General features: G+C 73.8%; 23 protein-coding genes. 11 read left to right on the top strand and 12 right to left on the bottom strand.

All coding sequences use genetic code 11. The annotated features are described in order from the left end of the window. The first annotated feature begins 47 nt into the window (after positions 1 to 47). Complete coding sequence (gene kdpC, locus FHR77_RS00655) at positions 48 to 653, top strand: potassium-transporting ATPase subunit KdpC (protein ID WP_167258007.1); 606 nt, start codon at positions 48 to 50, stop codon at positions 651 to 653. A gap of 120 nt (positions 654 to 773) precedes the next feature. Here kdpC and FHR77_RS00660 read toward each other — a convergent pair whose 3' ends face one another. Continuing rightward, the gene (locus tag FHR77_RS00660) at positions 774 to 1466 is read right to left on the bottom strand and encodes a YceI family protein (RefSeq protein WP_167258009.1); all 693 of its coding nucleotides are present in this window, start codon (positions 1464 to 1466) and stop codon (positions 774 to 776) included. A 198-nt stretch (positions 1467 to 1664) separates the two neighbouring features. Here FHR77_RS00660 and FHR77_RS00665 point away from each other — a divergent pair, with 198 nt between their 5' ends. Both FHR77_RS00665 and FHR77_RS00670 read left to right on the top strand, forming a co-directional pair. After that, positions 1665 to 2174: a sigma-70 family RNA polymerase sigma factor gene (locus tag FHR77_RS00665; RefSeq protein WP_167258011.1), complete on the top strand. Its 510-nt coding sequence runs from the start codon at positions 1665 to 1667 to the stop codon at positions 2172 to 2174. After that, on the top strand, positions 2171 to 3040 hold the full coding sequence (locus FHR77_RS00670; RefSeq protein WP_167258013.1) for an anti-sigma factor family protein: 870 nt from the start codon (positions 2171 to 2173) through the stop codon (positions 3038 to 3040). Before FHR77_RS00665 ends, FHR77_RS00670 begins: the two co-directional genes overlap by 4 nt. Before the next feature lie 240 nt (positions 3041 to 3280). Here FHR77_RS00670 and FHR77_RS00675 read toward each other — a convergent pair whose 3' ends face one another. Further along, positions 3281 to 3736, bottom strand: coding sequence for an Hsp20/alpha crystallin family protein (locus FHR77_RS00675; RefSeq protein ID WP_056052267.1), 456 nt, complete (start codon positions 3734 to 3736; stop codon positions 3281 to 3283). A 296-nt stretch (positions 3737 to 4032) separates the two neighbouring features. Here FHR77_RS00675 and ppk2 point away from each other — a divergent pair, with 296 nt between their 5' ends. Then, on the top strand, positions 4033 to 4944 hold the full coding sequence (gene ppk2, locus FHR77_RS00680; protein ID WP_167258015.1) for a polyphosphate kinase 2: 912 nt from the start codon (positions 4033 to 4035) through the stop codon (positions 4942 to 4944). An 80-nt stretch (positions 4945 to 5024) separates the two neighbouring features. Here the strand turns inward: ppk2 and FHR77_RS00685 are convergent, their stop codons facing one another. Both FHR77_RS00685 and FHR77_RS00690 read right to left on the bottom strand, forming a co-directional pair. Next, positions 5025 to 5564 (bottom strand): hypothetical protein, encoded by a 540-nt coding sequence (locus tag FHR77_RS00685; protein ID WP_167258017.1) that lies wholly within the window; start codon positions 5562 to 5564, stop codon positions 5025 to 5027. A 110-nt stretch (positions 5565 to 5674) separates the two neighbouring features. Next, the gene (locus tag FHR77_RS00690; protein ID WP_167258019.1) at positions 5675 to 6250 is read right to left on the bottom strand and encodes a CGNR zinc finger domain-containing protein; all 576 of its coding nucleotides are present in this window, start codon (positions 6248 to 6250) and stop codon (positions 5675 to 5677) included. Between the two features lie 72 nt (positions 6251 to 6322). On the opposite strand from FHR77_RS00690, the gene FHR77_RS00695 reads away from it, so the two are divergent. Both FHR77_RS00695 and FHR77_RS00700 read left to right on the top strand, forming a co-directional pair. After that, positions 6323 to 7306, top strand: coding sequence for an EamA family transporter (locus FHR77_RS00695; RefSeq protein WP_167258021.1), 984 nt, complete (start codon positions 6323 to 6325; stop codon positions 7304 to 7306). A 114-nt stretch (positions 7307 to 7420) separates the two neighbouring features. After that, positions 7421 to 7876, top strand: coding sequence for an SRPBCC family protein (locus FHR77_RS00700; protein WP_056052276.1), 456 nt, complete (start codon positions 7421 to 7423; stop codon positions 7874 to 7876). 111 nt (positions 7877 to 7987) lie between these two features. On the opposite strand, the gene FHR77_RS00705 is transcribed toward FHR77_RS00700, so the two are convergent. Then, the gene (locus FHR77_RS00705; RefSeq protein WP_167258023.1) at positions 7988 to 8167 is read right to left on the bottom strand and encodes a hypothetical protein; all 180 of its coding nucleotides are present in this window, start codon (positions 8165 to 8167) and stop codon (positions 7988 to 7990) included. Positions 8168 to 8437: 270 nt separating this feature from the next. Further along, positions 8438 to 9148 (bottom strand): SDR family oxidoreductase, encoded by a 711-nt coding sequence (locus FHR77_RS00710; protein WP_056052281.1) that lies wholly within the window; start codon positions 9146 to 9148, stop codon positions 8438 to 8440. Between the two features lie 154 nt (positions 9149 to 9302). Here FHR77_RS00710 and FHR77_RS00715 point away from each other — a divergent pair, with 154 nt between their 5' ends. Together FHR77_RS00715 and phoA are read left to right on the top strand one after the other, a co-directional pair. Further along, positions 9303 to 9908, top strand: a complete 606-nt coding sequence (locus tag FHR77_RS00715; RefSeq protein WP_167258025.1) for a TetR/AcrR family transcriptional regulator — start codon at positions 9303 to 9305, stop codon at positions 9906 to 9908. 182 nt (positions 9909 to 10090) lie between these two features. After that, a complete protein-coding gene (gene phoA / locus FHR77_RS00720) occupies positions 10091 to 12013 on the top strand; it encodes an alkaline phosphatase (RefSeq protein WP_167258027.1) in 1923 nt (640 codons plus the stop codon). Between the two features lie 88 nt (positions 12014 to 12101). On the opposite strand, the gene FHR77_RS00725 is transcribed toward phoA, so the two are convergent. After that, positions 12102 to 12488, bottom strand: coding sequence for an MmcQ/YjbR family DNA-binding protein (locus tag FHR77_RS00725; RefSeq protein WP_167258029.1), 387 nt, complete (start codon positions 12486 to 12488; stop codon positions 12102 to 12104). A gap of 441 nt (positions 12489 to 12929) precedes the next feature. Between FHR77_RS00725 and FHR77_RS00730 the strand changes: the two genes are divergently transcribed. Next, complete coding sequence (locus FHR77_RS00730) at positions 12930 to 13334, top strand: DUF7882 family protein (RefSeq protein ID WP_208380380.1); 405 nt, start codon at positions 12930 to 12932, stop codon at positions 13332 to 13334. A 31-nt stretch (positions 13335 to 13365) separates the two neighbouring features. Here FHR77_RS00730 and FHR77_RS00735 read toward each other — a convergent pair whose 3' ends face one another. The 5 genes from FHR77_RS00735 to FHR77_RS00755 all read right to left on the bottom strand — a co-directional run bounded on the left by FHR77_RS00735 (position 13366) and on the right by FHR77_RS00755 (position 17419). After that, positions 13366 to 13563, bottom strand: coding sequence for a hypothetical protein (locus FHR77_RS00735; protein WP_167258031.1), 198 nt, complete (start codon positions 13561 to 13563; stop codon positions 13366 to 13368). A gap of 202 nt (positions 13564 to 13765) precedes the next feature. Beyond that, positions 13766 to 15460: a ribonuclease J gene (locus FHR77_RS00740; RefSeq protein ID WP_056052293.1), complete on the bottom strand. Its 1695-nt coding sequence runs from the start codon at positions 15458 to 15460 to the stop codon at positions 13766 to 13768. A gap of 335 nt (positions 15461 to 15795) precedes the next feature. Then, a complete protein-coding gene (locus FHR77_RS00745; protein WP_167258033.1) occupies positions 15796 to 16143 on the bottom strand; it encodes a hypothetical protein in 348 nt (115 codons plus the stop codon). A gap of 102 nt (positions 16144 to 16245) precedes the next feature. Next, complete coding sequence (locus FHR77_RS00750; protein WP_167258035.1) at positions 16246 to 16482, bottom strand: hypothetical protein; 237 nt, start codon at positions 16480 to 16482, stop codon at positions 16246 to 16248. Next, on the bottom strand, positions 16454 to 17419 hold the full coding sequence (locus FHR77_RS00755) for a helix-turn-helix transcriptional regulator (RefSeq protein WP_056052302.1): 966 nt from the start codon (positions 17417 to 17419) through the stop codon (positions 16454 to 16456). Before FHR77_RS00755 ends, FHR77_RS00750 begins: the two co-directional genes overlap by 29 nt. Before the next feature lie 180 nt (positions 17420 to 17599). On the opposite strand from FHR77_RS00755, the gene FHR77_RS00760 reads away from it, so the two are divergent. Together FHR77_RS00760 and FHR77_RS00765 are read left to right on the top strand one after the other, a co-directional pair. Continuing rightward, positions 17600 to 19087 carry an alpha/beta fold hydrolase gene (locus FHR77_RS00760; protein ID WP_167258037.1) on the top strand — a complete coding sequence of 496 codons (1488 nt, stop codon included), beginning with the start codon at positions 17600 to 17602 and terminating at the stop codon, positions 19085 to 19087. Positions 19088 to 19098: 11 nt separating this feature from the next. Next, the gene (locus tag FHR77_RS00765) at positions 19099 to 20682 is read left to right on the top strand and encodes a GMC family oxidoreductase (RefSeq protein WP_243861354.1); all 1584 of its coding nucleotides are present in this window, start codon (positions 19099 to 19101) and stop codon (positions 20680 to 20682) included. Positions 20683 to 20777: the final 95 nt, after the last annotated feature.

Consider the following 20777-nt stretch of genomic DNA (forward strand, 5'->3'; position numbering starts at 1 on the left):
TCGCATCACCCATCTCGCAGCACCAGAGACAGACAGAAGGACTCACCATGAACGCACGCAGCACGCTGCGTCAGTACGGCACCGCCCTGCGGGCCGTCGTCGTCGCCACCCTCGTGCTCGGCGTCGCCTACACGCTCGTCGTGACGGCGGTCGGGCAGCTGGCCGTCGGGCACCGGGCGAACGGCTCCGAGGTCGAGGTCGACGGGCAGGTCGTCGGCTCGTCGCTGATCGGCCAGTCGTTCACCGACGACGACGGGGCCCCCCTGCCCGAGTGGTTCCAGTCGCGGCCCTCCGCCGCCGGCGACGGCCACGACGCCTCCGCGTCGAGCGGCAGCAACTGGGGGCCGGAGGCCCCTGACCTGATCGCGGCGATCGAGGAGCGCCGGGCGGCCGTGGCCGAGAGCGACGGGGTCGACCCGGCGAGCGTCCCGGTCGACGCGCTCACCGCCTCCGCGTCCGGCCTCGACCCGCACGTCAGCCCGGAGTACGCGCGCGAGCAGGTCGAGCGCGTCGCCGCCGCCCGCGAGCTGCCCGCGGCCGAGGTGCGCGAGCTCGTCGAGCAGCACGTGCAGGGGCGCGACCTCGGCTACCTCGGCGAGCCGACGGTGAACGTGCTCGAGCTGAACGTGGCCCTGGCCGAGCTCGGGCGCTGACGAGGGGCGGTGCCGGGGGCACTGACGAGGGGGCGCACGAGGGCCCGGGCACGTGATCGTGCCCGGGCCGTCGTGCTGACGCGAGGCGCCGCCGCGGGGCGGTCGCCGCGCGGCGGGAGCCTAGGAGGCGGGGGTCGCCGCGACGAGGAACTCCACCGTGCCGCTGTCCTCCACGCTGACGAAGCCGAGGTCGGGGGCCTGCACTCCATAGTCGGAGAAGGTGACCGGGATCGACCCGCTGATCTGCACCCCGTCGCCCGAGAGCGCGGCCTGCAGCGGAACGGTGACCTGCTGCGTGACGCCGTGCATCGTCAGCTCGCCGGTGGCCTCGGTCGTCGCCACCTCGTCGTCGGCGGGCACCGCGGCGTCGATCGGCTGCGTCAGGGTGAAGGTCGCGGTCGGGAACTGGTCGGTCTGGAGGGCCGTGCCGCGGAAGTACTCGTCGCGGTTGCCGCTGTCGGTCGCGATGCTCGCGACGTCGACGTCGATCGTGGCGGCCGAGACCGATGAGCCGTCGACGGTGATGGTGCCGGTGACCTGGTCGGTCGTGCCGACCACGGTGACGTCGGTGCCGTTGAGCACCTCGTCGACGCGGTAGCCGGCGGTGCTGCCGTCGCCGACCTGCCAGTCGCCGGTCAGCTGGCTGGCGTCGAGGGTGCTGCCGCCGGCGGTCGGCGCGACGGTCGGGGCGGCCTCGGGGGCGCCGACGACGACGTCGCGGTAGAAGGCGGGGCCGGCGAACGCGGCGGTGGCTCCGAGGCCCACGACGACGGCGGCACTGACTCCGATGATGATGCCGGTCTTCTTCTTCACGGTGTTCTCCTGCTGGTCGAGGGCGGCGACGACGGAGGTGCCGTCACTGGGAACGACGGGCGGCGGCTGTCCGGGGTTCAGCCTCCCAGCGCACTGTCAGGTCCGCCGCGACCGCGGAGCGGGCAGCCCGGGGTGCGAAGATGCCGCGACGGTGAACCATCCGGCCCCCCGTCTCGTCGTACAGGTGAGGAGGTGGCGATGGACGTCGACGGAGCAGCCCGGCTGCGCGCCCTGCACGACGCGCACGGCGACGTGCTCGTGCGCTACGTGCACCGCCTCACCGGCGACCACGGCCTCGCCGAGGACGTCGCGCAGGAGGCCCTGCTGCGCGCCTGGCGCAGCGCCGCCATCCTCGCGGAGGGCGACGAGCCCGCCCGCCGCTGGCTCTTCACCGTCGCCCGCAACCTCGTGATCGACGACCGCCGCAGCGCGCGCCGCGCCCACGAGTTCCCCACCGACGACCTGCCCGAGGGCGCTCCCGTGACCGACGCCTCCGACGCCGTCCTCGACCGCCTCCTCGTCGCGGACGCCCTGGGCTCGCTCTCGGGCGAGCACCGCCGCGTCGTGGTGAGCTGCTACTGGCTGGGTCGCACCGTCGCCGAGACCGCAGAGATCGAGGGGGTGCCGGCCGGGACGGTGAAGTCGCGGCTGCACTACGCCGCGAAGGCCCTGCGGCTCGCCCTGCAAGAACGAGGAGTCACCCGATGACCGACCGCGACGGCCGCCCCGACGCCCGCCGAGAGCCCGAGCTCCGGCGTGAGCACGACGCGGTCCACGAGTGGGACGCCGCCTACGTGCTCGGCGGCCTGAGCACCGACGAGCGCGCCCGCTTCGAGCGGCACCTCTGCGGTTGTGAGGCGTGCACCGCCTCCGTCGCCGACCTCGCCGGGCTCCCCGCCGTGCTCCGCCTGCTGCCCGTCGACGACGCCGTGGCGATCGCCGAGGAGGCGCGGGTCGCCTCCCCGGAGCCCGACCCCGTCGAGGCGAGGGTCGGTGCCGCCGAGCCCGACCCCGAGGAGTCGCGGGTCGGCACGCCCGCCCCCGTCGCCGACCCGTCGCGCGGCTCCCGCACGCCGGCCCGGCGTCGACCGGGGCGTCCTGGCCCTCGCGGCCGCGCCTCCGGCCGGCCCTCCTCCCCGCGTCGGCGCACCCTCGTCGGCGCGGCCGCGGTGCTCGCCGTCGTGCTGCTCGCCGGCGGCTACGCGCTGGGCTCGTCGTCGGGCCGGGTCGCGGAGCCCACGGCCTCGGTCACCACGCCGACGCCCGCCGTCCCCGTCGCGATGACGTCGCTGGTGGGGGGCGCGGTGACCGCCGACCTCTCCGTCACCGCGACTCCCTGGGGCACGCGGTTCGACTGGGAGTGCGCCTACGCCGCCGACCTCGAGGGCACCGGCGTGTACGACCTCGTCGTCGAGGAGGTCGACGGCACCCGCACCGTCGTCGCCACCTGGGACAGCGCTCCCGGCGGCGCGGCGGGGCTCGCGGCCTCGTCGAAGCTGCCGCTCGACCGGCTGCGCAGCGTCGAGATCACGGCCGCCGACTCGACCACCGTCCTCACCCGCACCACCCTCTGAGCCGCAGCGCCCTCTGCCCCCTCCTCCCGGGACGACGAGGGCCCCGCCCGGCCGGTGCCGGGCGGGGCCCTCGTGTCGCCGCTCAGTCGGCGTCGACGTCGTCCGCCGACGGGTCGTAGTACGCACGGTGCTCGCCGAGCGGCTCGGCGAGCGCCCGCGACAGGAACGTGCGGCGTTCGAGCATGGTGCACCTCCTCCGAGGTCGACGGGCGGGCAGGGGCGGCAGGTGCGGGTCGACGGCTACGCCGTCGCCGCCTCCGGCGAGGCCGACAGCTGCTGCGCCCCACCGTCGCCCGATCGGGCGCTGCCGACCTCGATCCGCCGCGGCTTCGCCCGCTGGCTGACCGGGATCACCACCGACAGCACGCCGTTGTCGTAGTTCGCCGTGATGCCCTCGGTGTCGACGCCGTCGCCCAGGCTGAACTGGCGCCGGTACGAGCCGTGCGGGCGCTCCTGTGCCAGCCAGGTCGCCCCGGCGTGGTCGCCGGCCGTGCGCCGGGCCGTGATCGTCAGCAGCTGGCCGTCGACGTCGACGTCGACGGACCCCGGGTCGATGCCGGGCAGGTCGGCGGCGAGCACGTACTGGTCGCCCTCGCGGTACAGGTCGACGGGCATGGCCTTCGGGCCCTGGCGCTGTGACAGCAGGGTGCCGGCGAGACGGTCGAGCTCGGTGAAGGGGTCGAAGGACAGGGCCATGGGTGCTTCCTCTCTCAGTCGTGGTCGAGACCTTGAGTCACCTCGACTCAAGGTCGATGACACGATGATAAGGACGCCGACGAGCTCGTGCCTCAACGGATGCTCCGAGCCCGCTCAGACCTCGCTGAGAACAGCTACGGCGAGGAACCACGTCCTCGCCCGCGAACCAGGCCGCGGCGTGGTTCCGGTGCGAGTTCGTGGTGCGTCGTGGGTGGTGCGCGAGACCCCGCGACCACGAGGAGGCGCCGAGCGCCACCCCCGGTCGGCTCCGACCCCGGCTCGGTACCGTCGAGGGCATGACCCTCGACCCCACCACAGGACAGTCGCTCCGCGAGTACATCGAGCAGCTCCGGCACGAGGGCTACCGCGTGTCGGGCGGCCACACCGTCGAGCCCGAGCTGATCGACCCGGCGGGGAACCCGGTCTACACCTGGCGCGAGGACTACCCGTACGACGAGCGCCTCGACCGGAGCGAGTACGAGCTGGAGAAGTACCGGCTGCAGGTCGAGCTGCTCAAGTGCCAGAACTGGCTGGGGGAGACGGGCCGCAAGGCCGTCGTGCTCTTCGAGGGGCGCGACGCCGCCGGCAAGGGCGGCACGATCAAGCGCTTCACCGAGCACCTCAACCCCCGCACGGCGAGGGTCGTCGCGCTCAGCACGCCGAGCGAGCGGGAGAAGGGCCAGTGGTACTTCCAGCGCTACGTGGCCGCCCTGCCGACCTCCGGCGAGCTCGTCCTCTTCGACCGCAGCTGGTACAACCGGGCCGGCGTCGAGCGGGTGATGGGATTCTGCACCGACGACGAGTACGAGACGTTCATGCAGCAGGCCCCCGTCTTCGAGAAGATGCTCGTCGACGCGGGCGTGCACGTCACGAAGTTCTGGTTCTCGGTGTCGCAGAAGGAGCAGCGCACGCGTTTCGCGATGCGGCAGCTCGACCCGGTGCGTCGCTGGAAGCTCTCGCCGATGGACCTCGAGTCGCTGGGTCGCTGGGACGACTACACCGCCGCGAAGGACGAGATGTTCCGCCGCACCGACAAGAAGCACGCGCCGTGGACGATCGTGCGGTCGAACGACAAGAAGCGGGCACGGCTGAACGCGATGCGGTTCTTCCTCGGCCAGTTCGACTACGACGGGCGCGACGACGCCGTCGTCGGACAGCCCGACCCGCTGATCGTGATGCGGGGCAAGCGGTCCGGCGACGGCGACTGACGGGCGGGCGGAGGAGCCGGGGGAGGCGCCCCCGCCCGCACCGGGACCCGTCCGGCCGGGCGGTCCGGCGGTCTGGTGACCTAGCGGCGCCAGCCGAGCAGCCCGGCGAGCGGGCGCTGCTGCTCCCCCTGCTGGGCGCCCATGACGAGCACGACCCCGGTCAGCACCGGGATGACGAACTGCAGCGCCTTCTGCTTCTTCTGCGCCGCGGCGAGGGTCTTGGAGGAGGTGGCGTCGGGCTCGGTGACGCCCTCCGCGCCCTGCTCCGCGTTCTTCGCCATGATGCCGCCCTCGATGCCCGACCACACGGTCGCGCCGACGGCGGCGAGGGTGACGACCGACTTCACGACCGTGTTGCGGCGCGACGACGGCTGGCCGCCGAGGCGGCTTTTGTTGCCGACGATCAGGCCGACCCCGCCGATGCCGTGGGCGATGATCGCGGCCCACTGCACGGGCGCCCACTTGGCCCAGCCGATCGACGAGAGGCGGAGGCGCTCGACGGGGTCCTTCGCCTCCGCCGTGCCGCCGTTGAGGCCGACGGCGCCCATGAGCGTGCCGCCGAACCAGGCGGCGGCGCCGAGGTCGTGCAGGCTGCGGACGAAGGTGTTGCGCTGAGACATGAGTTCTCCCCGAGGTCGATGGTGTGCGGTCCGGGGGACGGTAGGCCGCCTCCGCGGAGCCCGGAGGGCCTTGACGAACGGGCTCGGATGCGCTCCGCGCGGGCGACGGCTCAGCGGTCGACGGGCCGGTCGGCCTCCTCGGCGGCCCGACGCTCGCGGAACGCGACCATGTTCATCCGGTTGCCGCAGCGCACGCTGCAGAACCGCTTCGAGCCGTTGCGCGAGAGGTCGACCAACAGCCCGTCGCAGTCGTCGGCCGCGCAGGGGCGCAGCCGCGCCGTCTCGTCCGACCGGACCACGTCGACGAGGGCGAGCACCGCCTCCACCAGGATCCTGTCGGCGAGCGGCGCGCTCTGCGGGGTGGCGTGCAGGTGCCAGTCGAGGTCGTCGTGGCGGACGAGCCGGGGAACCGCGTGCAGGCGCTCGAGCAGCTCGTTGACCGGGCCGACCATCTCGTCTCGCGGCAGGAGCCAGAGCTCACGGAGGCGCGTGCGGGCCCGCCGCACCGCCTCGAGCTCGGCCTCGTCGCGGTCGCGCCGCCCCGAGAAGCCGAAGGTCGTCATGAGCGCGGCCAGCTGGGCGGGCGTCGCGAGCTCGTCGCCGCCGGAGCGCGACGCCCCGGCCGTCGTGTTGACCAGGGCCGCGTTGAACTCGAGGACGTCTTCCGTGTCAGGGGCGAAAAGCAATTTGACTCCTTGTCGGCTCCCGCTCTAGCGTCAGGATCAACAGGCCGAACGGCCCTGACTGGAGGGTACCCCGTGTCTCGTCGCCATCTCTCGACCGGCCTGCTCGTCGCGGTCGTGGCCGCCGCCTCCTTCGGGGTCTCCGGGCCCTTCGTGAAGCCGCTGCTCGAGAGCGGCTGGAGCCCCGTCGCCGCGGTCGCCCTGCGTGCCCTCGTCGGCGGTGTCGTGCTGGCGCCGATCGCTCTCGTCGCACTTCGAGGCCGCCTCGCCCCGGTCTGGCGCGCACGGCGACGGGTGCTCGGCATGGCCGTGATCGGGGTCGCCGGCACGCAGGTGTCCTACTTCGCCGCCATCCAGCACATCCCCGTCGGCACGGCGATCCTGCTCGAGTACACGGCGCCCCTGCTGCTCGTCGCCGTCGCGTGGGTCGCCACCCGGCGACGGCCCGCCGCCGTCGTGCTCGTCGGGTCGGCCGTCGCGGCGGCCGGCCTGCTGCTCGTCGTCTCGCCCGGCGGCGGGGGAGCGCTCGACCCCGTCGGCATCGCCCTCGGCGTCGCGGCGATGGTCTGCTGCGCCGGGTACTTCGTCATCGCGGCCCTGCCCTCCGACGGCCTGCCGCCCGTGGCGCTGGCCGCCTCGGGGCTGCTCGTCGGCTCGGCGCTGCTCGGCCTGCTGGGGCTCACCGGCCTCGTGCCCTTCACCGCCACGGCGGACGACGTCGTCGTGCTCGGCAGCACGGTGCCCTGGTGGGTGCCGATGCTCGTCGTCGGCCTCGTCGCGACCAGCCTCGCCTACGCCACGAGCATCACGGCCAGCTCGATGCTGGGGTCGCGCCTCGCCTCGTTCGTCGGCCTGCTCGAGGTGGCGGCGGCGGCGATCTGGGCGTGGGTGCTGCTCGACGAGCAGCTCACCGCGCTGCAGCTCGTCGGCGGGGCGCTGATCGTGGCGGGCATCGTCGCCGTGCGGGCCGACACGAGTGCCGAGCGCGACGAGTCGGCGGGCGTGCTCGTCGCGGCGGGTGTAGAGGAGCCGGAGCCTTCGGCGCCGTCCCCCACCTGACCGTCCGTCGTGCATCTGGCCCTCGTCGGGCGGACCTCCCTAGCGTCGAGGGAGAAGTCGGGGAGGCGCAGCAGCGCCGAGCCGACGACCACCCCATCGATCAAGGAGCACACCATGGCACAGGCCATCGAGACCGTCGACGTCAGCGTCCCTGTCTCCGTCGCGTACAACCAGTGGACCCAGTTCGAGGAGTTCCCCAAGTTCCTCGACGAGGTCGAGTCCATCACGCAGACCACCCCCACCCTCACGGTGTGGAAGGTCAAGGTCGGCCCCGTCGAGAAGACGTTCGAGGCGGAGATCACCGAGCAGCACCCCGACGAGCGCGTCGCCTGGAACAGCACGGGCGGCGAGGTCGACCACGCCGGCGTCGTGACCTTCCACAAGCTCAGCGACTCCGAGACTCGCATCACGGTGCAGATCGACTGGACGCCCGAGGGCTTCCTGGAGAAGGTCGGCTCGTCGCTCGGCCAGGACAACCGCGCGATCAAGAAGGACCTCCAGAACTTCAAGGAGTACATCGAGTCGCAGGGCCAGGCCGACGGCGCCTGGCGCGGTGACGTCCAAGCCTGATCAGGCCGGGCTCACCCCCGCACTCCCCGAGACGCCTCGCGGCGGACGACCACGGTCGCCCGCAGCGGGGCGTCTCGTCGTCGTCGGGGCAGCGGGGCGGGCCGCCGGGCGTCAGCCGATCGGGGCGGCGGCCGGGGGCGCGAGGCGCAGGCGCTCCTCGCGGGCGGTGTCCCAGACGGCGGGGGCGACGTCGTCGTCGCGGTACGACGGGCGGCGCGGGGCGTGGGCTGGGAGGGTCGCGGCGTCGGGGGCGGCGAGCTCGGGCGTCTGCGGGGCGACAGGCGTGGTCATGCGGTTCTCCTGGGTGTCACGGCGGGGTGCGTCAGACGATGGTGCGTCACGGAGCCCTCCGCGTGCTGCCCCCAGTAGGAGGCGGGAGGCGCGTCCGGCCCCGCCCCCGGGCGTCCGTCGTCGACGAGCGATCGTACCCCGTTCCCAGCGTGCTCGGAGACACGGCCGCGCCTCCCTCGGGTCGTCGGCCCGCGCCTCCTCGGGTCGTCGGCCAGCGCCTCCCCGGGCCGGCGCCGGTCGTCGCGCGGGCCGGCCCGGAGGCGCCGTCGCTCAGCCGCGGGCGAGCTGCGGGTAGAGCGCCTCCAGCGGTGCCGACAGCGCGGCCTTCACCTGGCGCGAGGTCTCGTCAGCGAGCACCTCGTGCTCACCGGCCTCGAGGGCGTCCAGCACGTCGGCCACGAGCACGGCCGGGTCGGTCTTCGCGTCGTCGACGCCGGCGGCCATCGCCGTGTCGACGTAGCCGACGTGCACGCCGACGACCTGCACGCCCGCGGGCTGCAGCTCGAGGCGGAGCGAGTTCGTCGCCGACCAGAGCGCGGCCTTCGTCGCCGAGTAGATGCCGGCGACCGCGAACCAGGAGAGGGCGGAGTGGATGTCGATGATCGCCGTGCCGCCGCCGTGGGCGCGGAGCAGGGGCGCGTAGGCGCGGGCCAGGAAGAGGGGGCCGAAGAAGTTCGTCTCGACGTTCTCGCGGATCTCGGCGTCGGTGTTCGCGAGGATGCCCGGCTCGGGGGCGTTCGCCCCGGCGTTGTTGACGAGCACCGTGACGTCGGGGGCCGCCTCGACGACGGCGGCGATCGACGCGGCGTCGGTGACGTCGAGGGTGAGCGGCACGACGCGCTCGTCGCTCCAGCTGCGCGGGGTGCGGGCCGTGGCGTAGACCTTCGCGGCGCCCCGGGCGAGGGCGGCCTCGACGAAGCGGGTGCCGATGCCGCCGTTGGCGCCGGTGACGAGGACGACGGAGTCGCGGATGGTGGTCATGGGGTTCCTTCCAGGGGGTCGGGGCGATGCGGTCGCGTCGCCCCGGGCGGGTCGTCGTCGCTCGTGAGTGGGATGATGCGGTGCGCGTACCCGATCGCCAACGACTGACCCTCGTCACAACTGAGCAGAGTCAGTTCTCATTCCAGGAGTTCCCATGTCGTCGACATCCGCCCCGCTCGGCCGTCGAGAGCGCAACAAGCAGGAGAAGCTCGAGCGCATCACCCGGGCCGCGTCCGACCTGTTCTCGCGGCACGGCGTCGACGAGGTCACCACGCAGCAGGTCGCCGAGGCCGCCGACGTCGGCGCGGGCACGCTCTTCCTCTACGCGCGCTCGAAGGGCGAGCTGCTGCTGCTGGCGCAGAACGCGGCCTACGAGCGCGCGCTCGAGCGGGGCCTCGCCGCGGCGGCCGGCGAGGCGGCGCTCGTCGACGCGGTGGTCGCCCTCGTCACGCCGATCGTCGAGTGCAACCGCAGCCACGTCGAGAACGGCCGCACCTACCTGCGCGAGATGGTCTTCGGCGACGCCGCCGAGCCGCACCACGCGGCGGCGCTCGCGATCGTGGCCAGGACGGAGGAGGCGCTGGCCGACATCGTCGCCGACCGTGCCGGTCGGAGCCCCGAGGAGGCCGCCGTGCTCGCCCGCGTCGTCTCGGCCGTGCTGATGGTCGCGATGGCCTCCGCGGTCGACGAGTCGCTCGAGGTGCCCGAGATCGTGGCAGCGCTGAGGGCTCAGCTGGAGGTCGTGCTCCGAGGGCAGTGACGAGCGGCGACGCGGGGGCGTCCGTGTCGGTGCACAGTGTGCAACTCGTTGGGCTGCGGTCACTCGGGCGACTCCGCGGCGACACCGGCCGTTCACCCTGCCCGACTGCACTGTGACGGTCCCCCGATCAGGGGGTGACGACCTCCCTCCGCACCACCGATCACCTGGAGCTGGACCAAACGATGTCATCCACCACCCGCCGCACCCGCGCGGCCCTCGCCACGGGAGCGATGGCGCTCGCCGCCTCCGTGGCCCTCCTCCCCGGAGCCGCGTTCGCGGCGACCCCCGCCGACGTCGCCGAGAACGGCGGCGCCGCCCGCAGCTCCGACGACAGCACGCAGGCCCTGCTCGACTCCGTGCAGGCCGGCCCCGCGAAGAACGTCATCCTGCTCATCGGCGACGGCATGGGCGACTCCGAGATCACCTCGGCCCGCAACTACCAGTACGGCGCCGGCGGCGAGCTGCCCGGCATCGACGCGCTGCCCCTCACCGGCCAGTACACGACCTACTCGTTGACGAAGGCGGGCAAGCCCGACTACGTGCCCGACTCCGCCGCCACCGGCTCGGCCTGGGCCACCGGCACCAAGACGTACGACAACGCCGTCTCGGTCGACATCGCGGGCACCCCGCAGGACACCCTGGTCGAGATCGCCAAGGCCAACGGCAAGAAGACCGGCAACGTGTCGACCGCCGAGATCCAGGACGCGACGCCGGCCGTGCAGGCCGCCCACGTCGCCGCCCGCAGCTGCTACGGCCCCGACTCGGTGACCCAGTGCGGCGCCGACGCCCTCGACCAGGGCGGTCTCGGCTCGATCAGCGAGCAGATCATCGGCACGCGTGCCGACCTCACCCTCGGCGGCGGCTCGGCGTCGTTCCGCCAGACCGCCCGTGCGGGCCAGTACCAGGGCGAGTCGCTCTTCGACCAGGCCGCCGACCGCGGCTACCAGGTCGTCGGCGACGCCGCCGGCCTCGGCGCCCTGACGGCGGCCGACCAGGCCTCGCCGGTGCTCGGCACCTTCACCGACGGCAACTTCCCGACCCGCTTCGCGCCCAGCACGGCGACGGTCGGCGGCGCCGACCTCGCGCCCCAGGCGTGCACGCCGAACCCCGCCCGTCTGTCGACGGACCTCTCGCTCCGCTCGCTGACCGAGAAGTCGATCGACCTGCTCGACGGCGACCAGGGCTTCTTCCTCCAGGTCGAGGGCGCCTCCATCGACAAGCGCGACCACAGCGCCGACGCCTGCGGCCAGATCGGCGAGGTGCTCGACCTCGACGAGGCCGTGCAGGCCGCGCTCGAGTTCGCGAAGGCCGACGGGAACACGATGGTCATCGTCACCGCCGACCACGCGCACACCAGCCAGATCGTCGACAGCACGCCCCCCGCGACCCTCAGCACCGCGCTCCTCACCACCGAGGGCAGCACGATGAAGATCGCCTACGGCACCGCCGCGGCCGGCGGCTCGCAGCAGCACACGGGCACGCAGCTCCGCGTCGCCGGCTACGGCCCCGGCGCCGCGAACGTCGTCGGCCTCATCGACCAGACCGACAACTTCTTCACCATCGTGAACGCGCTGGAGCTCGACCGTGACCTCGACGGCCTGAGCGCCGACGGCACCATCTCGGCCCCGGCCGAGGTCGCCCCCGGCACCGACTTCACCGTCACCGCCTCGGGCGTCGAGGGCGACCGCCAGGTCTCCGGGGTCTACACCCCGGCCTCGGGCGACCCCGTCGACCTCGGCTACGTCGACGTCGTCGACGGCGTCGCGACCTTCACCGTCACGGCCCCGACCGCCCTCGGCGCCGGCTCGGTGACGCTGATCGGCGTGCAGTCGGGCGTCGAGCTCCGTGCTGACGTGCTGGTCGCGGCGGGTGCGCCCACCCCGGCCCCCACGGCCTCGCCGACCCCCGCCGCCGTCCCCGGCGGCTCGGGCACGGGCGCCGGCGGCGCCGGCACGACGGCCTCCGGCTCCGGCCCGCTGGCCTTCACCGGCTCCGACATGGTCCCCGCGCTGCTCCTCGCGCTGATGCTCGCGGGCACCGGTGCGGTGCTGGTCGCGCGTCGTCGCCGCCGCGCCGTGCTCGACCACTCCGGCGCCCAGCTGTAGCGGACGGGCCGGGCGACCGGCAGACCACAGGAGGCGCGGTGCCCGACGGCACCGCGCCTCCCGTCTTCCTGCCCCGGGCCTCGCCGCCTCAGCCGACGCCGCCCGCGAAGGTGGCGGGGTCGACGGGGCGCCGGGCGCGGGGGAGCCCCTCGACGACGAGGAGGTACGACTCGGTGACGAGGTCGTCGAGCAGGTCGGCCTGCACGTCGTCGCCGGGCCGGACGGTGATCCAGTGCCGCTTGTTCATGTGCCAGCCGGGCGACACGTCGTCGTGCTGGGCGCACAGCGCGGCCGCGTCGTCGGGGGCGGCCTTGACCGTCACGACGGGCTGGCCGGCGACCTCGGCCATCAGCAGGAAGACCTTGCCGCGCACCTTCCAGACCTCCCAGTCGGGGCCGAAGGGGTGCTCGAGGCCGGCACCCGGCAGCTCCTCGGCGCGGGCGGCGGCGCGCTCCTGCAGCGAGTCGGCGTGCATGTCTCCTCCGGGGGTCGGGGGGCGGGGGCGGCGGCCGCGCGGGCGGAACGACGAGCACGAGCCTACGACGACGTCCGTGACGCAGCCCTACCCCGCGGAGCGCCTTATGTCCAGAACTACCTGGGCCGGTCACGCTCCGGCATCGTGAGGGAGTCTCGGCCGGGGTTCAGGCGGCCGAGGCGTGCTCTCACCGGTCGGGCCCGGGGGAGCGGCGGCAGGGCCCCGTTCGGGTCGGGTCCCTGCCGCCACGCCCCGCCGGGACCGCTAGCCTGATCCCCTGAGGAGGGCCGAGCGGGCGCGTCACCGACGTGGTCACGCCGCCGAGGGCGGCACCGCTGAACGGGCTGGCGCAGTGCGGGGTGCCCCGCACGGACACACCCCCACCGCAGCCCGGACCCCGCTGCCCAGCACGGTCCGCACGCCTCAGCAACGGAGCACCCCATGGGATACATCGTCTACGACGGCGAGCAGCTCGAGTTCAAGGTCGAGGACCGCCTCCTCGCCCACCTGCAGATCGTGATCGTCAACAAGTTCCGCGCCGGCGAGTCGTTCGTCTTCTCCTGGAAGGAGCCGATCGAGACCGGCGACGGCCGGTCGACCGTCTGGCTCGCGCCCACCATCGGCCTGCGCTTCAAGTTCGCCGGCAGCCGCTCGATCGACATCAACCCGACGTGGCTCGACGCCCTCTACGCGGGCGCCGCCTCCGGCCGGGGCCTGCGCCCGGAGCCCGAGCCCGAGCTCGACCCGAGCACGACGCTGCCGGGGTCGGCGGGCGCCCAGGTCGACTGGGCCAGCGACCGCCCGGAGCCCCCGAAGACACGTCGGGCACGGCCGCCCGTCGGGTAGCACCGTCGCTCGGTGAGGTGCCGGGGAGGCGTCAGCAGTCGCGGCCCTGCGTCGTCATCGACGTCCCGCACCGGTGGCACCGCCAGCGCACGACGTGGATGCCGTGCGGCACGACGCGGCCGCTCATCGTGCGGGGGCCGCCGCACGACGGGCAGTCGCGCGAGGGCAGCTCCCGGGCGCGGGCGGGGCCCGGGGCCGTGGTCGACGTGATGCGGTCCGTGGTGCTCATGCGCGCCTCCTCCGCCCTCGGGGGCGTCCTCGTCGACGCACCGGGGGGCTGACCTGGACGGTACGCCGACGAGCCTGACCGTCGTGGGGGCTTGCCGGAGGTGCGGTGCACGAGGTAGGCGCGCGCGCCGAGAGCCCCGGAGGTCGTGACCTCCGGGGCTCTCGGGCGCCCGTGCGGGCAGGTGGTGCGGGGTACGGCCGGCTCAGTCGGCGTCGACGACCACGGTCGTGATGACCGGGGTGCGGCGGTGGCGGCGGAGGAACCAGCGGCTGAGGCCGTCCTCGATGGCCTGCTCGGCGGCTTCGCCGTCGATCTTGCCGCGGGCCGTGGCCTGCTGCAGCGCCTTCTCGGCGACGTCCTCGGCCTGCTTCTCCCAGCCGGCGGCCTCGACGAAGCCGCGGGGGATGAACTCGACCGGGTCGACGAGCTTCTGGGCGCCCTCGTCGAAGATGCCGAGCACGGTGATGTGGCCCTCCTCGGCGAGCGAGAGGCGGTCCTTCAGGGCGTCCTCGGTCGCGACGCCGATCGTGGCGCCGTCGACGAACACGTAGGGGGCCGGGATGCGGCCGGCGATGCTGGCGCGGCCACGGTCGAGGTCGACGACGACGCCGTCCTCGACGACGAGCACGCGGTCCTCCGGCACGCCGGTCGCGATGGCGAGGTCGGCGTTGGCCGTGAGGTGGCGCCACTCGCCGTGCACGGGGAGCACGTTCTTCGGCTTGACGATGTTGTAGCAGTAGGTGAGCTCGCCGGCGCTGGCGTGGCCGGAGACGTGCACCTTCGCGTTGCCCTTGTGGACGACCGTCGCGCCCCAGCGGATCAGGCCGTTGATGACGCCGTAGATGGCGTTCTCGTTGCCGGGGATCAGCGAGCTGGCGAGCAGGATGGTGTCGCCCTCGCCGACCTTGATGATGTGCTCGCGGTTGGCCATGCGCGACAGCGCCGCCATCGGCTCGCCCTGCGAGCCGGTGCAGATGAGCACGATCTTCTTGTCGGGCATCTTGCTGAGCTGCTTGAGGTCGACGACGAGCCCCTGCGGGATGTTCAGGTAGCCGAGGTCGGACGCGATGCCCATGTTGCGCACCATCGAGCGACCGACGAAGGCGACCTTGCGGCCGTGCTTGTGGGCGGTGTCGAGCACCTGCTGGATGCGGTGCACGTGGCTGGCGAAGCTCGAGACGACGATGCGCTTGGGCGCCTCGCGGAAGACGCGGTCGATCGCGGCGCCGAGGTCCTTCTCGGCGGTCGTGAAGCCGGGCACCTCGGCGTTGGTCGAGTCGGTCATGAACAGGTCGACGCCCTCGTCGCCCAGGCGGGCGAAGTGGTTGAGGTCGGTGATGCGCTTGTCCATCGGGAACTGGTCCATCTTGAAGTCGCCCGTGTGGAGGACGAGCCCGGCGCTCGTGCGGAGCGCGACGGCGAGGCCGTCGGGGATGGAGTGGTTCACGGCCACGAACTCGAGGTCGAACGGGCCGGCCTGGTGGTGGTCGCCCGCGGCGACCTCGTGGGTGATCGGCGTGATCTTGTGCTCCTGCAGCTTCGCCGTGATGAAGGCGAGCGTCAGCTTCGAGCCGACCAGGGGGATGTCGGGGCGCTCCTTGAGGAGGTAGGGCACGCCTCCGATGTGGTCCTCGTGGCCGTGCGTCAGCACGATCGCCTCGACGTCCTTCAGGCGGTCGCGCAGCGCCGTGAAGTCGGGCAGGATCACGTCGATGCCGGGCTGGGTCTCTTCGGGGAAGAGCACGCCGCAGTCGACGACGACGAGCTTGCCCTTGTGCTCGAAGAGGGTCATGTTGCGGCCGACGTCGCCGAGGCCGCCCATCGGGGTGACGCGGAGCGCGCCGCGCTTCAGGGGCTGGGGCTTCTTGAGGTCGAGCTCGTGCTTGATCGTGGACATCGGTCTTCTTCCGTCGGAGGGGTGTCGCTGAGCGGAGCACGCGGTCGAGCGGGCCTCGCGGTCGGGAGCCGGCACGTTCTGCCGGTCTCCCTGATGTCGTGGAGGGCGTGGTCGCAGGCCGTGGAGGCAGGGCGACGACGCCGTGTGGTGCGGGTCGTGGGCGGCTCCCGTGAGGAGACCGGCACGGCCGTGAGGTGCAGGGCAGGTGTCGTACGGAGGCCCGGTCGTGACCGCGGCTCGCCGGCGAGACGGCGTCCTGCGGCCTCGTTCTCCCTTGAGCATGTCACGAGTCGGGCCCAAGTGGGAAAACGGGAGGCGCCGGCCGGCCGTGGGGGTCAGCGCGCGAGGCGCTCCATGTGCTCGGTCGTCTTCTCGGTGAGGAAGGCGCAGAGCCTCGCGACCGAGCCGACCTCGTGGGCGAGGGCGAGCACCTGGCCGGCGGTCGCCCGGGCGTCGCGCTCGCGGGCCTCGAAGGTGACCGTCCACTCGGGCGAGCCGCCGATCTCGCGACGGAGGAAGACCTCGGTGCCCGAGGTCTCGAGCCGCACGACGATGAGGGCGGTGTCGACCATCGACTCGTCCCACGAGGCGTCGACGGCCTGCGGCGACGAGGGGTGGGCCTGCTCGAGGGCGTGGAACTCACGGACCCAGCCGTCGAGCTCCTCCGAGGTCAGACGTGGCACGGGCTTCTCCTCGACGGTCGGGGCGGGGCCGCCGGGCGGGCGGACGACGACCATCCTGCCGTGTCCGGCCCGGGTGTGCCCGCTCCTCCGCGGCGTGCGTCGTCAGCGGCGACGGAAGAGGTCGGCGAAGGCTCCGGGGCCGGGAGCGAGGCGCACCGCCATCTCGTCGCGCACCCGCGCCTCCTGCTCCCGATCACGGGTCAGCTCGGTGATCTCGGCCGTGGCTGCCCACCAGGTCGCGAGACGGGCGCCGAGCCCGTGGCGGACGGGCCGGGGGGAGGCGGCGGTGCGGGCGTCGCCGCAGTCGGGCTCAGCGGGGCGGTCGGGGACGCTCAGCACGGCGTGCCTCCTCGGGGGCTCTGGTCGGGTGGGCGGGGTCAGGGGTGACGGTCGCGGGGCCCTCGTCGGCGTCGACGGTGGCCGCCCAGCTGGCGAGCAGGCGGAGGCGCTCCTCCGTGGGCGAGCCCGGCTCGGCCGCGTAGACGAGCAGGTTCAGCCCCGGCTGGCCCATGGGCTCCATGGCCTCGTAGACCATCTCGAGGTCGCCGACGACGGGGTGGGTGAAGCGCTTCTGCCCGGAGACGTGGTGGCGCACCTCGTGGGCTCCCCAACGGACGCGGAACTCGTCGCTGCGGGTCGAGAGCTCGCCCACGAGGTCGTGCAGGGCGCGGTCGTGCGGGTCGCGGCCCGCCTCGGTGCGGAGGATGGCGACGTTGATGTCGGCCGCGACCGACCAGGAGGGGTAGAAGCGCTCGGCGAGGTCGCGGTGCAGGAAGACGAAGCGGGCGAGGTTGACCGGGCGCTCGGGCAGCGCGTAGAGGTCGCTGTAGAGGGCGCGGAAGAGCGCGTTCTCGGCGAGGACGTCCATCCGGCCGTTCCGCAGGAAGGCCGGGCCCGCCGTCACCGAGTCGAGGGTGAGCTGCATCGCCCGCGAGACCCGGCTCGGCGGCCGGGGCCGACGCCGCGCCGCGAGGGGCGACTCCCGGGCGGCGCGCGCGAGGTCGGCGAGGTGCGCGCGCTCGGCGTCGTCGAGCAGGAGGGCCGTGCCGAGGGCGTCGAGCACCGCGGCGGAGGCGCCGCCGAGCCGGCCGCGCTCGAGGCGCGTGTAGTACTCGACGCTGACGCCGGCGAGCAGGGCGACCTCGCTGCGGCGGAGCCCGGGCACGCGGCGGCCGGGGCCGCCCGGCAGCTCGACCTGCTCGGGCCGCACGCGCGCGCGCCGGCTGGTGAGGAAGTCGCGGATCTCGGTCTCCGTGCTCGTCGCGTCGATGTCCATGCCCACGACGGTACGACGGGACGGCCCCCGGGAGGGCGCCCTGTCAGGGCCCCTCTCCGCCGGCTGGCCGCTCCCGGAGCGGCCGGGGCCGAGCCCGTACCCCGGCTGCGAGTTCTGTCGGGGGTCGTCCGTACTGTCAAGGGGCTTGTACTTCCCTCTCGCGACCCAGTAGGAGAACCCATGACGTCGACCGAGACGCGCCCCCTCCCGGTGGCCTTCTGCCTGCACGCCCTCGGGTCGAGCGCGCGCGAGTTCGACGGGGTGGCCGAGCGGCTCCGCGGCGTGGTCGACGTCGTCGCCCTCGACCTCCCCGGCTTCGGCGACGCCGACACCCGCGACGGCGTCACCGTCGACGACATGGTGCGGCTCGTGACCCGGCGCATCCGCGAGAGCGGCGCCTCGCGCTGGTTCCTGGTGGGCCACAGCATGGGCGGCAAGATCGCCTCGATCGTCGCGTCGCGCACCCTGGCCGGCAAGGGCGGGGTGTTCGGCCTCGCCGGCGTCGTGCTGCTCGCGGCCTCCCCGCCGTCGCCCGAGCCGATGGAGGAGGAGCGCCGGGAGGCGATGATCGGCTGGGTGACCGGCAGCGACGGCGAGGCCGTCGGCGGCGGCGCGGGCACGGGCGCCCTCGACGAGGCCGCCGCCCGCGGGTTCGTCGACGCCAACGTCGGTGCGCCCCTCGACCCCGCGGCCGACGCGGCCGCCGTCGCCGACGTACGCCGCGCCTCCGGCGAGGCCTGGCAGGCCTGGCTCGAGCAGGGCAGCCGCGAAGACTGGTCGGCCGAGGTCGGCGTGCTCGACCTCCCCGCCCTGATCGTCGCGGGCGGCGCCGACGGCGACCTCGGCCCGGACGCCCAGCGGCGGGTCAACGGCCCTGTCTACGCGCGGGCCCGGCACCTCGTGCTCGACGGCGCCGGCCACCTGCTGCCCCTCGAGCGGCCCGACGAGGTGGCCGACGCGGTCGCGACCTTCTGGCGTGAGCAGGCCGGCGTGGGCCCGGCGCCCTCGCCCGACTTCGTGGCCACCCTCGCCTCCGCCCGCACGACCGCCAAGACGCGCGGCATCCTCGCGCGCCGTGCCGTGGCCGACGACACCGACTACCGCCCGGTCGTCCTCGACGACCAGCAGCTGACCACGCTCCGCACCCTGGCCGACCTGGTCGTGCCGCAGCGCGGCGCGGCCATCGACCTGGCGGCCCGCGTCGACGCGCAGCTCGCCCGCGGCGAGGGCGACGGCTGGCGCAACGCCGACCTGCCGAGCGACCCCGAGGCGTACCGCACGGGCCTCGACGCCCTGGTCGGCGTCACCGCGATGACCGCCGAGCAGCGGTCCGACCTCGTCACGGCCATCGTGGCCGGCGACCCCGACCCCGAGCTGGTGGCCCACGGCGACAGCGGCGGTGGCAGCTCGCACCACGGCGCCGACGGCGACGACGGGCCGCCGCGTGAGGACGAGGCGCACCCGTTCACGGTCGCGCAGCTGACAGCCTGGTTCGAAGACGTCCGGGTCGACCTCGTGCGCCAGTGGCTCGCCCACCCGGCCACGATGGAGGAGATCGGCTTCGACGGCTTCGCCAACGGCGGCGACGGCCTCCGCATGCAAGGATTCCGCCGGCTCGCCGCCGGTGAACGAGAGGGCTGGGAGCCCCGGATGGAGGTGGTCCGATGAAGCTGGACGACATGACCAGGTACGCCGACGACGAGGTCGTCGACGCCGTGGTGATCGGCACGGGCGCGGGCGGAGCGCCGATCCTCGCCGAGCTGGCGGCGGCCGGGCTGCGGGTCGTGGCCCTCGAGGCCGGCTCGAACCTCGGCCCCGCCGACTACACGTCGGACGAGGCGGAGGCGGTGGTCATCAACTGGATGGACGAGCGCCTCAGCGGCGGCGAGACCCCCACGGCCTTCGGGCAGAACAACTCGGGCAAGGGCGTCGGCGGCTCGACCCTGCACTGGGGCGCGTTCACGCCCCGCCCCGACCCGCGCGACCTCACGCTGGGCTCGCTCACGGGCCAGGGCGTCGACTGGCCCGTCGACCACGACGAGCTGATCGGCTACGTCGAGCGGGTGGAGCGCTTCGTCGGGGTCTCCGGCCCCGCCGAGTACCCGTGGGACGCTTCGCGGTCGTACGAGCTCCCGCCGCCCGCGCGCAACGCGTCGAGCGACATGATGCTGCGCGGCTGCGAGGCCCTCGGGATCCGCGCGACCGACGCCCCCGCGGCGCTGGTCACCCGCGACTGGAGCCAGGAGGGCGGCGGCCTCCGCCAGGCCTGCGTGAACTGCGGCGGCTGCCACCAGGGCTGCCGCAACGGCGCCAAGGTCAGCATGGACACCACCTACCTGCCGAAGGCAGTCCGTGACGGCGCGGAGATCCGCGCCGACTCGGTGGTCACGGGCATCGAGCTCGACGACGCGGGCGAGGTCTCGGCCGTCGTCTACGTCCGCGACGGCGTCGAGCACCGCCAGCGGACGGCAGCCCTCTTCCTCTGCGCCGGCGGCGTCGAGACGCCCCGCCTCCTGCTGCACACGGGGCTCGCGAACAGCAGCGGCCAGGTCGGCAAGAACTTCATGGCGCACGGCGCCACGCAGGTCTGGGCGACCTTCGACGACGAGATGCGCGGCCACCGCGGCTACCCGTCGTCGATCATCTCGGAGGACTTCTACCGGCCCGAGGGCGCCGACTTCGTCGGCGGCTACCTCATCCAGAGCCTCGGCGTCATGCCCCTGACCCTCGCGACGACCCTCGCCCGCGGTGCGGGCCTCTGGGGCAGCGAGCTCGTCGACGCGATGCACTCGTACCGCTACATGGCGGGCGTGGGCATCAACGCGGAGTGCCTGCCGTACGAGCAGAACACCCTCGAGCTGACCGACGAGCTCGACGCCTTCGGCGTGCCCAAGGTCGTCGTGACCTTCACCCCCGGCGAGAACGAGAAGGCGCTCGACCGTCACGCCGTCCGCACCATGACGGCCATCGTCGAGGCCGCCGGCGGGCGCGACCTCCGGGTGCTCGCCCGCACGGCCCACACGATCGGCACCTGCCGCATGGGCACCGACCCGGCGGAGGCCGTGGTCGACGCCGAGGGGCGCAGCTTCGACGTGCCCAACCTGTGGGTCTGCGACAACTCGGTGTTCCCGAGCGCCGTCGTCGCGAACCCGGCGCTGACGATCATGGCTCTCGGCCTGCGGACGGCCGAGCGGTACCTCGCCTCGGTCGGCATCACCGCCTCCGCGGCGGAGACGACGAGCCACGAGGTCGTCGCGGCCTAGCCGCAGTCGCATCGAGGTGACTCGTCCTGGCCCCTCCGCCGCTGCGGAGGCCCAGGACGGGTCACCTCGATGTGCGACGCGCCGCGTTGCGCGCG

The organism is Frigoribacterium endophyticum (assembly GCF_011759585.1).
Taxonomy (GTDB): domain Bacteria; phylum Actinomycetota; class Actinomycetes; order Actinomycetales; family Microbacteriaceae; genus Frigoribacterium; species Frigoribacterium endophyticum.

Coding starts and splice junctions, on each gene's coding strand:
- FHR77_RS00740 (WP_056052293.1), bottom strand. CDS start 15,460: ATGTCCACGATCAAGCACGAGCTCGACCTCAAGAAGCCCCAGCCCCTG.
- FHR77_RS00760 (WP_167258037.1), top strand. CDS start 17,600: ATGACGTCGACCGAGACGCGCCCCCTCCCGGTGGCCTTCTGCCTGCAC.
- FHR77_RS00685 (WP_167258017.1), bottom strand. CDS start 5,564: ATGTCTCAGCGCAACACCTTCGTCCGCAGCCTGCACGACCTCGGCGCC.
- FHR77_RS00700 (WP_056052276.1), top strand. CDS start 7,421: ATGGCACAGGCCATCGAGACCGTCGACGTCAGCGTCCCTGTCTCCGTC.
- ppk2 (WP_167258015.1), top strand. CDS start 4,033: ATGACCCTCGACCCCACCACAGGACAGTCGCTCCGCGAGTACATCGAG.
- FHR77_RS00665 (WP_167258011.1), top strand. CDS start 1,665: ATGGACGTCGACGGAGCAGCCCGGCTGCGCGCCCTGCACGACGCGCAC.
- FHR77_RS00765 (WP_243861354.1), top strand. CDS start 19,099: ATGACCAGGTACGCCGACGACGAGGTCGTCGACGCCGTGGTGATCGGC.
- kdpC (WP_167258007.1), top strand. CDS start 48: ATGAACGCACGCAGCACGCTGCGTCAGTACGGCACCGCCCTGCGGGCC.
- FHR77_RS00670 (WP_167258013.1), top strand. CDS start 2,171: ATGACCGACCGCGACGGCCGCCCCGACGCCCGCCGAGAGCCCGAGCTC.
- FHR77_RS00755 (WP_056052302.1), bottom strand. CDS start 17,419: ATGGACATCGACGCGACGAGCACGGAGACCGAGATCCGCGACTTCCTC.
- FHR77_RS00735 (WP_167258031.1), bottom strand. CDS start 13,563: ATGAGCACCACGGACCGCATCACGTCGACCACGGCCCCGGGCCCCGCC.
- FHR77_RS00710 (WP_056052281.1), bottom strand. CDS start 9,148: ATGACCACCATCCGCGACTCCGTCGTCCTCGTCACCGGCGCCAACGGC.
- phoA (WP_167258027.1), top strand. CDS start 10,091: ATGTCATCCACCACCCGCCGCACCCGCGCGGCCCTCGCCACGGGAGCG.
- FHR77_RS00725 (WP_167258029.1), bottom strand. CDS start 12,488: ATGCACGCCGACTCGCTGCAGGAGCGCGCCGCCGCCCGCGCCGAGGAG.
- FHR77_RS00675 (WP_056052267.1), bottom strand. CDS start 3,736: ATGGCCCTGTCCTTCGACCCCTTCACCGAGCTCGACCGTCTCGCCGGC.
- FHR77_RS00730 (WP_208380380.1), top strand. CDS start 12,930: ATGGGATACATCGTCTACGACGGCGAGCAGCTCGAGTTCAAGGTCGAG.
- FHR77_RS00705 (WP_167258023.1), bottom strand. CDS start 8,167: ATGACCACGCCTGTCGCCCCGCAGACGCCCGAGCTCGCCGCCCCCGAC.
- FHR77_RS00715 (WP_167258025.1), top strand. CDS start 9,303: ATGTCGTCGACATCCGCCCCGCTCGGCCGTCGAGAGCGCAACAAGCAG.